General features: G+C 53.8%; 11 protein-coding genes. 8 read left to right on the top strand and 3 right to left on the bottom strand.

Features of this window, described 5'->3' with window-relative positions; genetic code table 11:
- Nucleotides 1-18: 18 nt before the first annotated feature.
- From yejM to BV494_RS01885, 5 genes are all read left to right on the top strand, one after another.
- Nucleotides 19-1,800 (top strand): LPS biosynthesis-modulating metalloenzyme YejM, encoded by a 1,782-nt coding sequence (gene yejM, locus BV494_RS01905; RefSeq protein ID WP_104921318.1) that lies wholly within the window; start codon nt 19-21, stop codon nt 1,798-1,800.
- Nucleotides 1,801-1,992: 192 nt separating this feature from the next.
- Nucleotides 1,993-2,958, top strand: coding sequence for a glutathione S-transferase family protein (locus tag BV494_RS01900; RefSeq protein ID WP_104921317.1), 966 nt, complete (start codon nt 1,993-1,995; stop codon nt 2,956-2,958).
- 77 nt (nt 2,959-3,035) lie between these two features.
- A complete protein-coding gene (locus tag BV494_RS01895) occupies nt 3,036-3,278 on the top strand; it encodes a DinI family protein (protein WP_104921316.1) in 243 nt (80 codons plus the stop codon).
- Between the two features lie 221 nt (nt 3,279-3,499).
- A complete protein-coding gene (locus tag BV494_RS01890; protein ID WP_104921315.1) occupies nt 3,500-5,272 on the top strand; it encodes a penicillin-binding transpeptidase domain-containing protein in 1,773 nt (590 codons plus the stop codon).
- 501 nt (nt 5,273-5,773) lie between these two features.
- The gene (locus BV494_RS01885) at nt 5,774-6,160 is read left to right on the top strand and encodes a helix-turn-helix domain-containing protein (RefSeq protein ID WP_104921314.1); all 387 of its coding nucleotides are present in this window, start codon (nt 5,774-5,776) and stop codon (nt 6,158-6,160) included.
- Between the two features lie 113 nt (nt 6,161-6,273).
- Here the strand turns inward: BV494_RS01885 and ompC are convergent, their stop codons facing one another.
- The gene (gene ompC / locus BV494_RS01880; protein WP_104921313.1) at nt 6,274-7,395 is read right to left on the bottom strand and encodes a porin OmpC; all 1,122 of its coding nucleotides are present in this window, start codon (nt 7,393-7,395) and stop codon (nt 6,274-6,276) included.
- Nucleotides 7,396-8,161: 766 nt separating this feature from the next.
- Between ompC and BV494_RS01875 the strand changes: the two genes are divergently transcribed.
- The 3 genes from BV494_RS01875 to BV494_RS01865 all read left to right on the top strand — a co-directional run bounded on the left by BV494_RS01875 (nt 8,162) and on the right by BV494_RS01865 (nt 11,011).
- Nucleotides 8,162-10,192 carry a DUF4034 domain-containing protein gene (locus BV494_RS01875; protein ID WP_104921312.1) on the top strand — a complete coding sequence of 677 codons (2,031 nt, stop codon included), beginning with the start codon at nt 8,162-8,164 and terminating at the stop codon, nt 10,190-10,192.
- Between the two features lie 97 nt (nt 10,193-10,289).
- Nucleotides 10,290-10,601: a type II toxin-antitoxin system HigB family toxin gene (locus tag BV494_RS01870; RefSeq protein WP_104921311.1), complete on the top strand. Its 312-nt coding sequence runs from the start codon at nt 10,290-10,292 to the stop codon at nt 10,599-10,601.
- Nucleotides 10,598-11,011, top strand: a complete 414-nt coding sequence (locus BV494_RS01865; RefSeq protein WP_104921310.1) for a helix-turn-helix domain-containing protein — start codon at nt 10,598-10,600, stop codon at nt 11,009-11,011. The genes BV494_RS01870 and BV494_RS01865 overlap by 4 nt, the downstream gene beginning before the upstream one ends.
- A gap of 796 nt (nt 11,012-11,807) precedes the next feature.
- Here BV494_RS01865 and BV494_RS01855 read toward each other — a convergent pair.
- Nucleotides 11,808-12,977, bottom strand: a complete 1,170-nt coding sequence (locus tag BV494_RS01855; protein ID WP_104921308.1) for a beta-barrel domain-containing protein — start codon at nt 12,975-12,977, stop codon at nt 11,808-11,810.
- A gap of 17 nt (nt 12,978-12,994) precedes the next feature.
- Complete coding sequence (locus tag BV494_RS01850) at nt 12,995-15,172, bottom strand: type I secretion system permease/ATPase (RefSeq protein ID WP_104921307.1); 2,178 nt, start codon at nt 15,170-15,172, stop codon at nt 12,995-12,997.
- Nucleotides 15,173-15,188 lie beyond the last annotated feature (16 nt).

The raw sequence follows: 15,188 nt of genomic DNA, 5'->3' as shown, positions 1-15,188 counted from the left end.
CATTGCCCAGACCCTCTCATGGTGACAAATAGTCAGCGCTATCGCGAAAAAGTTTCCCAGATGATCAGCTGGGGTCACTGGTTCGCCCTGTTTAATATCCTGTTGATTCTTGGGATCGGCAGCCGCTACCTGTTTGTTTCTGACTGGCCTTCTTCTCTGGAAGGGCGTATTTACGCGCTGGTCAGTTGGATCGGGCATTTCAGCTTTATCGGTTTTTCCGCCTATCTGTTGATTATCTTCCCGCTGACGTTCGTGGTGATGTCGCAACGGCTGTTGCGCTTTTTATCTGCGATCCTCGCGACGGCAGGTTTGACGCTGATTCTGGTCGACACCGAAGTGTTCACCCGCTTCCACCTGCATATCAATCCGGTGGTCTGGGAACTGGTCGTCAACCCAGGTCAGGGCGAAATGGCCCGCGACTGGCAGCTGATGTTTATTGCCGTGCCGGTCATTTTCCTGCTCGAAATGCTGTTCGGCACCTGGGCGTGGCAAAAGCTGCGCAGCCTGAACCGCCGGAATTTCGCCAAGCCCATCGTTGTGCTGTTTATCGTGAGCTTCTTTGCGTCGCACCTGATGTACATCTGGGCGGATGCGAATTTCTATCGCCCGATTACCATGCAGCGCGCGAATCTTCCGCTGTCATATCCGATGACGGCGCGTAAATTCCTCGAAAAACACGGCCTGCTGAATGCCGAGGAATACCAGAAGCGGCTGATTGAGCAAGGAAATCCGGAAGCGCTGGCGGTGGAATATCCGCTGAACAGCATCAGTTTTGCTAAAACCGGCTCGAAATATAATCTGCTGATGGTGGTGCTGGACGGCGTACATGAAGCGACGCTGAATCAGGACATGCCTGCGCTGGCGGATTTTGCCAAACAGAATATTCGTTTTGACCAGCATTTCAGCTCCGGCAACCGTAACGACACCGGCCAGTTTGGCCTGTTCTACGGAATTTCGCCGACCTATATGCAGGGCATTCTGGCCGCACGTAAACCTTCTGCGCTGGTGACATCGCTGGAGCAACAAGGTTATGAATTTGGTCTGTTTGCCTCCGACGGCTTTGACAGCCCGCTGTACCGTCAGGCGCTGCTGACCGACTTCACGCTACCGCCGCCGGTAAAACAGTCGGATGCACAGACGGTTTCTCAGTGGCAGCAATGGCTGAATGTGCGCGGCAACGGCCCGTGGTTCTCGTACGTTAACCTGAACGGCATCAGCAGCACATTGCGTCAGGACGGCGACAGCGTGCCGGTCGGGAATACCTTTATTCATCGTTATCAGCGCGGCGCGCAAAGCGTTGATCAGCAAATTGCGGTCATGCTGCAATCGCTGAAAGAGCACGGTGATCTGGATAAAACCGTGGTGGTCATCACCGCCTCACACGGTATCGAGTTTAACGAGAACGGCACCTGGGGTTCGGGTAATGCGATGAACCGCCGTCAGTTGCAGGTTCCGCTGATTATCCACTGGCCCGGCACACCGGCTCAGAGCATCAGCAAACTGACCGATCATGCGGATGTCATGACTACGCTGATGCAGCGTCTGTTGCACGTCACGACTTCACCGGCAGATTATTCGCAGGGCGAGGATTTGTTTGCGGCGAAACGCCGTCATAACTGGGTCACCACCAGCGACGACGGAACGCTGGTGATCACCACGCCGGACCAGACGCTGGAGCTGGAAAGTGACGGGGATTACCGCGCCTTCGACACGAACGGCAAACGGATTAAAGATCAGAAGCCGGAACTTGGCCTGCTGTTGCAGGTACTGACTGACGAAAAACGCTTCCTGGCCAATTAATCGTTTTGCTAGACACCTGAAAAACCAACCTTAACCGGTTGGTTTTTTTATGGAATCAGCCCCTCCGCTTCCCGTCAAAATCCCCTTCAGTTTATTTGACCTTCTTTATGAAAATTATGTCGTTTATGGGCTGATACAAAACCGCTACGGTAGGTTCATCAACAATAAAAACGCTATCGGAGTACAGCCATCGTGTCGGGACTGGTCAACGGAAAATGGGTAAGCGGCGACGTCGCTAAAGAAGAAATCAAAAACGGTGCCTTTCATCGCGAGGAAACCGCGTTCCGTGAAACACACATTGAGCCAGAAGCCGGGCGCTACCAGCTTTTCGTTTCCTACCTCTGCCCGTGGGCGTCGCGCACGCTGATTTTCCGCCATCTGAAAGGGCTGGAAAAATTCATTTCCGTTTCTATTGCACAACCGGTCATTGGCGAAAATGGCTGGACGTTCGATGAACCGCAAGACGCCGGTGACAAAATCCCGGCTATCCGCCACGTTCATGAGCTGTATACCGCCAGCGATGCACATTACACCGGCAAAGTTTCCGTGCCCGTGTTGTGGGATCGCCAGAAAGGCCGCATCGTGAATAACGAATCCGCCGACATCATCCGTATCCTTAACCACGCTTTTGACGCACTGAACGGCAACCAGGATGACTTCTACCCTGCCCCGCTGCGTGAGGAAATCGACCGCTGGAACGAAGTTATCTATCACGACGTCAATAACGGCGTGTACAAAACCGGCTTTGCGAAAACACAGGAAAGCTACAACGCCGCCGTCACCCAACTTTTTAGCACGCTTGATACGCTGGAAACCCATTTAGGCAGCCACCGTTATATCGCCGGCGAATACCTCACCGAAGCCGACTGGCGTTTGTTCGTCACCCTGGTGCGGTTCGACAGCGCGTATCACGGCGCTTTCAAATGCAATGTACGCCGCATTGAAGACTATCCGAACCTTTCAAATTATTTGCGAGAACTCTACCAATGGCCGGGGATCAGCGACACCGTCAATCTGGCGCATATCAGGCAAGGTTATTACGGCATTTTGTGGCTGAATCCGACCGGAATTGTCCCGGCGGGCCCGGAACTGGATTTACGACGCGCCCATGACCGTGACCGACTGAACAGTCTGGGGATCATACAGAACCTGCGCTAAAAATTGCTTGGACCCGCAAAGATAACACTGTATATTTCAACAGTTATTTTTCTCCCAGCCAGAAAACGAGGAAAGCTATGCGGGTCGAACTGATTTTTGACAAACGGAATGTCGCACGGATCCCTAACGCCAGTGAAAAAATTGAGGCAGAACTGGTTAAGCGGGTACACCGCATGTTCCCTGATGCGGAAGTAAAAGTGAAACCGATGCAGGCCAACGGTCTGAATACGCACGGTGCCAGCAAGCAGGAACGTTCGCAATTAAACCAAATGCTGGAAGAAATGTTTGAAGAAGCCGATGAATGGCTCTCTGTGGAGTAAAAAGGCGCTTTCCCGTTGCACTTGGTTACAAAGGGCAATTGAAATAAACAATCCATTGGTATGGCTTAATATAAGATGTGCGTGTTATACAAAATTCATTATCTATCAGAGCGATGAACCGCCGTTTTATCGGGCACAGCCGGAATTAATGTCATCCGGATAATGGCCCGACGCGACATCGCTTTTCGCTTCACACGCGTCAACGACTTTGCGAAACTGCCATGCCACCGAGCCATAAGAAAAACAGCGCCCAACCTCATTTTTACGCCAAGCGCTTCGCGCTGATTTGTCTCGGGATTGTGTGCTGTCTGGGGCTGTTGCTTGGCCGTGTCGGCTACCTTCAGTTACTCAACCAGCCCATGCTGGAGAAAGAAGCGGATTCGCGTTCACTGCGTTCCAGCATTATCCCCGCCGGGCGTGGCACCATTGCAGACCGCAACGGGCACCCTCTGGCACTCAGCGTCGCCTCGAAAGACATCATCGCCGACCCGTTCCGTATTCTGGAACTGCACAGCGATCTCAACAGTCCGAAATGGCAATATCTGGCCTCGGCTCTGAACGTCCCGCTTACACAATTGCAGCAAACCATCAACAGTGACCCGCAGCGTCGTTTCGTCTATCTCGGCCGCAAAATCGAAGAAGGCATTGCCGCCGACATCGGTCAGTTGCACCTCGGTGGCGTCACCAGCCAGAACGATGACAGCCGCTATTACCCGATGAGTGAAGCCGCCGCCAACCTGGTCGGTGTGGTTGGTACGGATAACGAAGGCCTGAACGGCATCGAAAAAGGGTTTAACGCGCTGCTACAGGGCAAACCCGGCATGCGCCAATATCGTCAGGATCGCCACGGCAACGTGATCGGGATTTTGAAAGAAGTCGCGCCGCAGCAGCCGCCGACCATTAACCTGAGCATCGACAGTTTTATGCAGTACGTGTTGTATTCGCGGCTGCGTGAAGGCGTGTTAGTTAACCAGGCAGAATCCGGCGCGGCCGTGCTGGTCGATGTGAATACGGGTGAGATTCTGGGCATGGCTTCCTACCCGTCTTATAACCCGAATAACTACGCGGGCGTTCAGCCCAAAGACATGCGTAACGTGGCGATCAGCGACAGTTTTGAACCCGGATCCACAGTCAAACCCCTGGTGGTGATGGCCGGTCTGGCACGTCACATGATCCGCCCGGATTCCGTGCTCGATACCCATCCGTACACCGTTAACGGTCACCTGATTAAAGACGTTGGCCACTGGCCGGCGCTGACCATCACCGGTATTTTGCAAAAATCCAGCGACATTGCGGTCTCCCATATCGCACTGGCGATGCCCGCTAACGTGCTGGTTCAGCTTTATCAGTCATTCGGCCTGGGTAAAGCCACCGATTTAGGGATTGGTGGCGAAAGCAGCGGCTATTTCCCGGCGCACCGTGACCGCTGGGCAGATATCGAACGCGCCACATTCTCCTTCGGCTACGGTCTGCGCGTCACGCCGCTGCAAATTGCCCGTGAATACGCGACCATCGGCGCGGAAGGCATTTACCGCCCGCTGTCGATAACTAAAGTCACCCCGCCGGTTCTCGGTACCCGCGTGATTTCCGCCGACGTGGTCAGAACCGTTATTCACATGATGGAAAGTGATGCACTCCCCGGCGGTTCCGGCCTCAGTGCCGCCGTGCCCGGCTACCGTTTAGCGATTAAAACCGGTACTGCCGAAAAAATGGGGGCTGGCGGCAAATATGATGGCGGTTACATCAACTACACTGCCGGTGTTGCACCGGCCAGCAATCCGCGCGTCGCGCTGGTGGTCATGGTCAACAACCCGCAGGCCGGTAAACACTTCGGTGGCTCGGTAGCCGGTCCGATTTTCGGGCACATCATGGGTGAAGTGCTTAACCATATGAATATTGCGCCGGATGCGCTGGTGCCGGAAACACCACCAACCACGGTGATTAATGGCGGACAGAAAACGGATCTGGTGCGTCGCCCGGCAACGGACGGGTAAACGAAGCGTAGAAAAATGACGAAAAAACGCTGACCCGCTGGATCTCATCAGAAGAAGCGGTTAACGTGCGGATGTTTTGTCAGTTGAGGTCCACGCGGAGGAAGAGCGGCGCGCTCTGTCAGAAAAAAATGAAACGGCTTCTTATCGTTTTTCTTGTTTTTGTCGCGGTTTGTCTGGGCATTATTGCGCTCAATATGCAGGGTAGCGGCCCCTGGTAAACAGCGTTCATGAGGGAGAAATCACTGTGCCAACCGGTAAGAACTTTGTCATTATGATCGTTCTTATTCTTGTCGGGATCGTTGTGGTTGACGATGGCATCGCGCGGTTAATTCACTGGATCCTGTTACGTTAACATGATGGCCCGCCAGACGACGCCCGTCGCTCTGCCCACCGGGCCATTTCTGCACATTGCCTGCTACGCCATCAACTGAGCAACACCTGCCACGCCATCATGGCGAAGTCGTGTATAATAGCGGTATTCAACCTTAATACAGACTGGTTATGGCTCAGGACATTCATATCGCTATCGTCTGCGCACTCAGCAAATGGATTGAAGGCCATCTTGGTCGCGTCATCCATCTTGAAGAACTGGCTGAGTATTCAGGCTATTCGCTTTGGCACATGCAGAAATTATTCAAAGAATCGACCGGCATTTCTCTGGGGAAGTACATCAGGGAGCGCCGTCTGGCGAGTGCTGTCTATCAGCTGAGCAGCAGTGAAACACCGATTTTTGATATCGCGATGGATTTCGGATTCGGCTCGCAGTCGCATTTCACGTACATGTTCCGCAAGCGTTTCAATATCACGCCGCATGAATTTCGCCAGAACCCGAACATCGAACTCGACGTTTCTCCCCCGCTTCATCTGATCCACCAAAAATCAGCCTGAGAACCGCCGCAATTTAAGCACAAAAAACGCGGCCATCAGAGGCCGCGTTCTTTTACTGCTGTGACTGCTTGTACCCAATACTAAGCGCTATTCTGTGTCTGAGAAAGGCACGCTTAGAACTGGTACACCAGACCTACCGCAGTCACGTCATCGGTGTTGATACCGGCGTTGTCTGTGAAGGTGCTGCTGTCGATCAGGTTGATTTTATAGTCAACATAGGCCGACATGTTTTTGTTGAAGTAGTAAGTCGCACCCAGGTCGACGAATTTAACCAGATCCTGATCCTGGTAATTGTTGCCCAGACGATCGCTACCTAAATCTTTACCACGGGTTTGGTTATACGCCACGAACGGACGCAGACCGAAGTCGAACTGGTAGCTTGCGTAAGCTTCGAATGCCTGAGACTGGTTCGCATAGCCGTAAGCTTCTGAGTCGGTAGAACCGAAGCGTGAAGCGTTGTAAGCCTGAGTAAACATGGCTGCCAGATAGACATTGTTGGCGTCATATTTCAGACCACCGGTGTAACCTTCGGCTTTTTTACCGTCGCCCATGATGCCGGCTGCGGAGTTTTGCTCGTCGGTACGGTCAGAGTTAAAGAATGCACCCGCCACACTCACGCCCGCGCCAATATCGTAGCTCAGGGACATACCGTAACCGTCGCCGTTCTGAGTCAGCACATTACGTGTGCCAGGTTCAGAACCGCCGCTGTCATTTTTACCCTGATACTGCAGAGCGAAATGCAGGCCATCGACCAGACCGAAGAAGTTGTCGTTACGGTAGGTCGCAACGCCATTGGTACGCTGATACAGGAACTGGTCAGCGCCGTAGGTGGAACCATCGAACTCAGGCTGCATGTCGGTCCATGCGGCAACGTCGTACATTACGCCGTTGTTACGACCGTAGTCGAAAGAACCCATGTCACCAAATTTCAGACCCGCGAAGCCATAACGCGTGAATGACGTGTTGTCTGAGCTTTCGGCCTGATTGGCCTGAACCTGATATTCCCACTGGCCGTAACCGGTCAGTTGGTCGTTGATCTGTGTTTCGCCTTTGAAGCCCAGACGGATGTAGCTCTGATCGCCGTCGTTGCCCGCGTTGTTTGAAAAGTAGTGCAAACCATCAACTAAACCGTACAGGTCCAGTTTATTACCATCTTTATTATAAACTTCTGCCGCACTTGCTGAGCCTGCAACCATCAACGCAGGGATCATGAGTGAAAGAACACGGAGTTTCATTTTTTGTCCTCGATAGGTGTCGGACCGTGCCACTGAATGTGAAGTACACGTTTTTTGACTGCTTTAAATATTGCATAACGCTTGTATGAATTTTGGCCCGACATGGCAAATCCATTCTCAGGATATAATTACTATTAATCCAGAAAGAAAATGATACGAGATTAGTTAAGATATTTCCTATTTATTAGAAGGTGTAACAATTTATCAATTTTGCTCATTTTTAGACCTTGAGATAGATGTTAAAATAAAGCACTCAAAGCTAATTTAATAAATAATACATTAAAAACAATATCATACATGACACGCTCACCGCACTAAGTGATAAAGCCCATCCCGGACAATAATATATACTTCACCTCGCTATCATCATTATTTGTTATTCTATTACCCTCATTCCCCGTCTTGTGGAAACAACAGCCGACCCTTTGTGGTCGGTTTTTTTTATTCTTATGAGAAATAATAACCTAATGTGATATTCATCATTTAATTATATCGCGCTCGAAAAGTACTTTTCTCCATAATTACCTCACAGTTTCTCCATCATTCAGAACCCGATTTTATTAATAGTTGATATCTAATCATTGGAATTAATAAGGAATTTCCGGAATATTATTAATGAATATTGTGGAGAGGGTTTGTTGGTCAGCGACGGTTCAGATCCGTTACTATAGATAAAGTCAGACCAATCCCGCTGATTGCTTCAGGGGAGACCGGTACACTGCCGGTGCAACGCAAGACCATATTTTTCAACTGTTCAGGGAACCCCATGCCACAACAGGACCAGCCAGATAACATTTCCAAAGCCAGAATGCTTCTGGCAACCCGCCGTTTTCTCAAACTCGACGAGTGGCTGTTGTTACACATGCGTAGCTGGCAGAATCAGGGCGAAAGCTACAGCGATTACGGATTGTTAATGCATCCGTCCACGCTGTTTGGCGGGACGGAGTCTCAGACGCTCAATCCGCTGGAGATTCTCAGCGACTGGGCGCAACAATGTCCGCAGAGCTATCACGCGCATGTTTTGCTGGGCATGGTCTGGCACGAAAATGCCTGGATGATCCGCCAGGCACCCAATGAAGAAGACATCGAAGATCACCAGTGGCTCGGCGCTCAGTTATGCTGCGATTACGCCGTGCTGGCCTTCCTGAAAGCCATTGAGCTGCATCCCCGCCCGACGCACGCCTTCCGCCATATGATGAACCTGAGTGGCGGTTTCGGTGAGCCGTACTGGCTCAAGTCGTTATTCGCCGGTGAGATCCCCAAACCGCTGCATGAAAAGTTTTCGATTCAGGGCAGCGAAGTCTGGCAGGCGGGCATCGCCCACATTCACGCGCTCGGTTTTGAACCCGCGACGCACTGGCCGCAGGCTTTACCTGCTGCCCTGCAACAAACCCGCAAAACGGACGAAGATGCGCTCAGTTACTGGCTGCGCATGGCGATGTCGGTACGTCACGCGGACGTCGGCACGATGGAATCCTACCTTTTATTCCATTCCGCATTCTGGGGCGGCAGTGATGAGCAGCAGATGCTGATTATCGACAGCCCGCTGTGTGCGGAATTCAGCGACGATGAACGCAACCAGTTTCGCGCCAATGCGCTGTGCGATGCCTTATCCGGCGAAATCGCAGACCGGGAATCCCCGCGCGCGGCGCAATTGCAGCAACAGCTGGCCGGTTTACTTGCACAACCACTGACCCCCGCCACCCGCATCCGCCTGCTGGATCTGGCCGGAATTTGCATGGCGTACTGGCAGGATGACGATCAGGCGGGGCTGGCGGTATATCAGGATCTCTTCGCGGTTTCCCCGCAGGCGATGCCCGGCCATTTTGCCGCGCTCTTTATTTCCCGAGCGGTGCTGGCGAACGGTCATCAGGAAGGGTTGCCGGTTCTGACGCAGCTACTGACCCGTGCGCTGAGCCAGGCCACCGATCCGGTGCTGGTCAGCTTTGCCGCCGCCGCGTTGCAATATGGTTTGTACGGATTGCCCGCCAGACCGGAACTGAGCAGCGGATTAATGGAACATGCCTGGTCGCTGATGCAGCAATCCGCTGACGAACAGCCGGTGAAAGATCTGGTCACGCTGGCGCACGACATGGCAATCAACGATGATCTGGAGGCCGCCCATTTCCTGATGACCGAAATGGCCCGTCACGGCAGCGCCATTCACTGTTACGAGCTGTACTTTTTCTACCGCAACGGCTGGCATCAGGATGTTCCGGAGCAATTCCACAACGACAGCAACGCGATGGATTGCGTACTCAGCGCGGCGCGTTCCGGGCTGGTTCCGGCGATGTTTACCTGCGCCAACGCCCTGCGCGAAGGCCTCGGCGCAGAGCCGGATTACGAGCAAGCTATGCACTGGTATCAGCGCGCTGCCGACGCCGGACATCTTTCCGCCGCCTACTTCCGCGCCAGCTGTGCGCTGGATAACGGCACAGAAGCGGAAAAACGTCTCGCCACGGGCCAGTGGTTGCCAGAAATTTTGCACAACGTCGCACATCCCGATCGCGCCGAAGCCGCCTACACGCTGGGCATGGCCTGGCTGACGGGCACCGGTACGAAAAAAAACCGTTACACCGCCAGCAAGTTTATTGAGTTTGCTCTCGAGCTGAATCCCGAATCCGAAGCCGCCCGACAGGTGCATCAGGATCTTAACGGTTCACTGCGTGCACGCATGAATTTATGGCAGGATAAACGGAAAGCCGAAGTGGAAGATCCTATTTCAGAATTCCGTCAACCGCAGGAAAACCCTGCAGAAAATTCTTTGGAACCCGTCCCACAATCTGACAACAGCTAAAGCGCTATTCCTCCTGAATAAGATTATTGTGGTTTACAACTTGTAAACCACAATATTACCCCTTATATTGTTCACAGGATGTGAACTCAGGAGCGCTATGCATGTTATCGCAAAGGAAGCATTCGACCAGGCTATACGGCTGCATCCAAACGACAAAACGGCTTTACTGGCAACTTATCGCGCGCTCAAAGAGAGTGATTATCCCACGCCAGAGCATTTGAAATCCGTATTTCCCAGTCTCGATAACTTCCGCTACAGGCCGAAATGGTGGGTTATAAACGTCGGCGGTAATAACCTTCGCCTCATTGCCTATATCAATTTCGTGAACAAACGGTTGTATATCAAACACATCGTTACACACGGGGTTTACGATCAATTGAACAAACACTACAGGACTTACACACAATGATCGCGGAAGCCATTGAAGCCAGCAAAGCGCTGATGAAAGCGGTGCCGTTGCTTGGCGGAAGTACCAGCACGGCCGATTATAAAAGTGCACTCGAGCTGATTGATTACCTGATTGAACACGATGATGAAAACCCGCTTATCGAGTTCCTGAGCGCAAAAATTGAAAGTTACGAGCGCCTTCATGCCGATTTTGTGCCGTTCAATACCGCACTGGAAAATCTGCCCCGCGGCGTGGAAGCCTTGCGCCAGCTGATGAAAGACTACGGACTGAAACAAAGTGATTTGCGTGAAGAGATCGGCGGTAAATCGCTGGTCAGTCAGATACTGAGCGGTAAACGCTCGCTGACCGTGGAGCATATCCGCGCACTTGCGGTACGGTTTAATGTTCCGACAAGTGTGTTCATCGGGTAGAGGATTTGCATGGGCCGATGCATGTGACACCTTTTGGAAAGGTGCAAAATACCTTTTAGAAAGGTGCAAATTTCGGTTTTTCATGTGGGGCTGTCACATGGCCTTTCGCGCCGAAACCGAGCAGAGAGGAAAGTGCTTTTCCTCTCTGCGCGCTGCCGCTCGCTGGCTATGTTCCAGTTGCCGCAGTTATTGCCGCAAAATCCCGCCGCTGCGCGGTTCCCTTCACTCGGGTTACAAACCGCGCGAAAAAAATACGCGGTTTTCCACCTCTCGCTACGGCGTGATTTTTGAAAGCGGCTGGGAGCTTTTTCAAATATAACAAATGGTTGTTTTGCTCCTCCCCCTGCGAAGGGGGAGGCTGGGAGGGGGTTTAGCAGGCCATTGAGCCGCTAAAACCAACACCCCATCCCAGCCTTCCCCTCGTGAGAGGGGAAGGAGCAAATCAAAATCAGCCTACATCAATCATCCGAATTACATAGCCATTGGCCGCTTTCAAAACGAAGTTGAGCGAGTGGTGAGAAACAGCGAGAGTCTTTTCCGAGCAGGTTCGAACCCGAAGCGAAAGTACCGCGCAGCGGCGGCGTTTGCGGCAATAGCCGGAGTTTCTGGAACATAGCCAGCGAGCGGCAGCGCGCAGTTAAAAAGCGCGGGGTCCAGAGGGCGCGCGCGTTAACGCGCCCTTTGGGCCAGTTTGGGCGGCGAGCCCAAGGTTTGCCAGTCTGGATAGCACCCCAATGCTTTAACCTGAAATTTCAGGCTTTTAAAAGCCGTAATAACAGGCGACTTACCTGTTAACTTACCGCTCCCTCAACGACTCCTTCACTTTATTCAGTGGCTTAATCAGATAATCCAGCACGCTTTTCTGCCCTGTCTTGATATCGACGTTCGCTACCATGCCGGGAACGATCGGGAACTGGCGTCCGGCCTTATTGGTCAGGAACGCTTTGTCGGTCCGGACGTAAACCCGGTAGTAATACTGGTCGCGCTTCACTTCATCCTGCAAGGTGTCCGGCGAAACGCCTTCGACTTTGCCTTCGAGATCGCCATAAATCGACGAGTCATAGGCCGAGATTTTGACCGTGGCCGGCAATCCTGGCCGGATGTAGGCGATGTCACGCGGGTTGATGCGCGTTTCAATCAGCAACTGGTCTTCAATCGGGACGATTTCCATCAGTTTGCCGCCCGGCTGAAGTACACCGCCGACGGTGGAAACCTGAATGTCTTTTACGATGCCGTGGACCGGTGAATACAGCTCGGAACGCGTCACCTGATCCTCTTTACCCGCCATGACCTGCAACTCTGCATCCAGATCGGCGTTGTTTTTCACCTGCTCCTCACGCGCACGCACCGCATACTGGTTGGTCGCATCGTCGATTTTGCCGCGCAGTTCGCTGGCCTGACGTTTCAGGCGGATAACCTCCACCTGCCCCGCCGCACCCTTAGCCACCAGCGGCTGGGTCATGTTGATTTCGTCGTTGACCAGTTTGAGTGACTGATTCAGGTTGGTGACCGTCTCGTCACGGTTCTGTTTACGCGATAAATAGAGCTGACGTTCACGCGCCACCAGTTCCGGGGATTTCATGGTTTCCGGGCTGAACTTCAGCGGCGCGCCGGTCAGTTCCGCGCTCAGACGTTCAGAAGACGCACGAAGGGTTCTGACGCGTGACGCCGCTTCACCGTAGTTGGATTGCGAACGGGTCGGGTCAAGCTGCGCCAGAAGCTGGCCGCGGCTGACCACCGAACCTTCCTGCACCATCAGTTTTAAAATCACGCCGCCGTCCAGCGAATCAATCTGCTGCGCTTTGCTCGACGGCGTCACTTTGCCGGTGCCGACCGTCACTTCATCCAGCACGGCGAAACGCGCCCAGACGAAGAAGACCAGCAGGCTGCCGAGCGTCACCCAGATAATCCACGACACTTTCCGGCTTTCGGCTTCGAACTCATCATTCAATGTTACGTGTGCCATGCGGGACCCTTAGCAGCTCAGGCTGCGCCCTGTTTGGTTTCAGCCACCACCGCCGCGGCCGGAGCCGGTGTGTTGGTGGCGGCAGTTGCCAGAATGTGATCCCGTGGCCCGTCGGCCACCACCCGTCCGTTATCCATCACCACAACTCTGTCGACCAGTTTGAGCAGCGCCGGACGGTGCGTGACCACAATCAGCGTGCGGCCAACCAGCCACGCGTGAAGCTGGCGGATCACGTAATCCTCAAGCTGTTCATCCATCGACGCGGTCGGTTCATCGAGCAACACCACCTGCGGATTGCGCAAAATCATGCGGCTGAGCATCACCATCTGACGCTGACCGCCGGACAATCCGCGCCCGCCTTCGTTGATGATTTTGTCGAGGCTGGAGGCGTCGGCCTGCACCATCGACAACGCGCCGCTGATGCGCAGCGCCTGTAACATTTCCTGATCGGTGGCATGGGGATAACCGAGCATCAGGTTCTGGCGCAATGTGCCGAAGAACAGCCGCGAATCCTGCGACAGATAACCAATCTGACGGCGGATATCGGCCGGTTCGACTTTGGTCATGTCGACACCATCAATCAGGATTTTGCCCTGCGACGGGCTGGCCTGGCCGGACAGCAATTTCAGCAGCGTCGATTTACCCGCCCCGACCTTGCCCAAAATCGCCACCCGCTCGCCGGGTTTGATTTCCAGCTGACCAATGCCGAGCACGTTCGGCGAATTCTCTTTGTCGTAGGTGTATTGCAGATTGCGCACGTTGAAATGACCGCTCAGCGTCGGGCAATGCGACAGTTCCGCACCGGCAGGCCGGTCGACCGGTTTTTTCAGCAGTTCATCCAGCCCGCGCATGGCGCTTTTCGCATGTTGCCAGCGGGAAAAGACCATCGTCAGCTGCATTAACGGCGCGATGGTGCGCGAGGAAAGCATGCTGCTGGCGACCAGCGTCCCGGTAGTGATATCGCCGCTCAGCACCAGATAGACCCCGAACACCAGCATTCCGCCGTAGGTTAGCTGCTGAACCGTCGAGGCCCAGCCGGTCAGGCGCGCGCCCCACAAGCGTTGCTTCATGCCCACGGCGGCGCTGACTTCATGAGTCTGCTCCCACTGCCGCTGAAAATACGCCTCCGCCTGCAACGCTTTGATGTCCTCAATGCCTTCGATGGTTTCCACCAGCACGGCGTTACGCAGCGCACTTTCGCGCATCCCTTCTTTCGCCAGTTTTGCCATCGGCCACTGGATCAGAATGCCGGGGATAACAATCAGCGGAATGGCAAGAAGGGGAATAATCACAAGCGGGCCGCCGATGAAGAACATGATGCCGAGAAACAGCAGGACAAACGGCATGTCGGCGGCAGCGCTGACGGTGGTTGACGTCAGCAGTTCGCGCACCTGATCGATTTCACGCAGTTGGGAAATAAAGGAACCGGTGGATTTTGGCCGGTCGTCATTTTTGATGCTCATCGCCCGCACGAAAAACAGCGATGAAACCTTGAGGTCAATCTTTTTGCCCATGAGATCGGAGACCAGCGTGCGCATCAGGCGGATGACGTATTCCATCCCCGCCGCCAGCACCACGCCGAAGAACAACACCCACAGCGTCGGGAAAGATTGCGCCGGGATCACGCGGTCGTATACCTGCATGGAGAATAAGATCCCGGCCAGCGCCAGCACGTTACCCAAAACAGAGGCCAGCGAGATCTCCGCGATTTTGCGCCCGGAACCCCGGAAGTTTTCCCAGAACCAGTGTTTCTGATGCGGCTGCACAAACTGGTCGATGCGCTCGTCACGCCCGCGTGGTGCCACGCCGACCAGAAAGACCGGGCCGGTGCTTTGCTCCAGCAAGACCACCAGTTCCGCCGAGCGCAGCAAATCTCCGCCGTCGCTCAGCCAGTAATCGACGTTGCCGTCGTCATGCAACTGCTCGAGCACCGCGATGCCGCCCTGCTCCAGGGTAATAACCGCAGGCAACACTTCCTGCCGCCAGCGCACCTGATTCCAGCTGACCATACCGATTTGCAATCCCATCAGGCCGCTGAGGCGGTCAAGCTGACGGCGTAACGGCTGATGCTCAAACCAGCGCATTTGCTGGCGAAGAAATAACGGATCGGCTGGCTTACCGAATGTTTCGGCCACGCGCCCCAGGGCGCTTATCCAGACGTCGATCGACAAAGGTGTTGCTGCTTCATTGCTCATTTCAACCTCGTTATCG

It is taken from the genome of Rahnella sikkimica (assembly GCF_002951615.1).
GTDB lineage: Bacteria > Pseudomonadota > Gammaproteobacteria > Enterobacterales > Enterobacteriaceae > Rahnella > Rahnella sikkimica.
This window is presented reverse-complemented; position numbering and strand designations above follow the sequence as displayed.

Coding starts and splice junctions, on each gene's coding strand:
- BV494_RS01865 (WP_104921310.1), top strand. CDS start 10,598: ATGATCGCGGAAGCCATTGAAGCCAGCAAAGCGCTGATGAAAGCGGTG.
- BV494_RS01850 (WP_104921307.1), bottom strand. CDS start 15,172: ATGAGCAATGAAGCAGCAACACCTTTGTCGATCGACGTCTGGATAAGC.
- BV494_RS01895 (WP_104921316.1), top strand. CDS start 3,036: ATGCGGGTCGAACTGATTTTTGACAAACGGAATGTCGCACGGATCCCT.
- BV494_RS01890 (WP_104921315.1), top strand. CDS start 3,500: ATGCCACCGAGCCATAAGAAAAACAGCGCCCAACCTCATTTTTACGCC.
- BV494_RS01855 (WP_104921308.1), bottom strand. CDS start 12,977: ATGGCACACGTAACATTGAATGATGAGTTCGAAGCCGAAAGCCGGAAA.
- ompC (WP_104921313.1), bottom strand. CDS start 7,395: ATGAAACTCCGTGTTCTTTCACTCATGATCCCTGCGTTGATGGTTGCA.
- BV494_RS01885 (WP_104921314.1), top strand. CDS start 5,774: ATGGCTCAGGACATTCATATCGCTATCGTCTGCGCACTCAGCAAATGG.
- yejM (WP_104921318.1), top strand. CDS start 19: ATGGTGACAAATAGTCAGCGCTATCGCGAAAAAGTTTCCCAGATGATC.
- BV494_RS01875 (WP_104921312.1), top strand. CDS start 8,162: ATGCCACAACAGGACCAGCCAGATAACATTTCCAAAGCCAGAATGCTT.
- BV494_RS01870 (WP_104921311.1), top strand. CDS start 10,290: ATGCATGTTATCGCAAAGGAAGCATTCGACCAGGCTATACGGCTGCAT.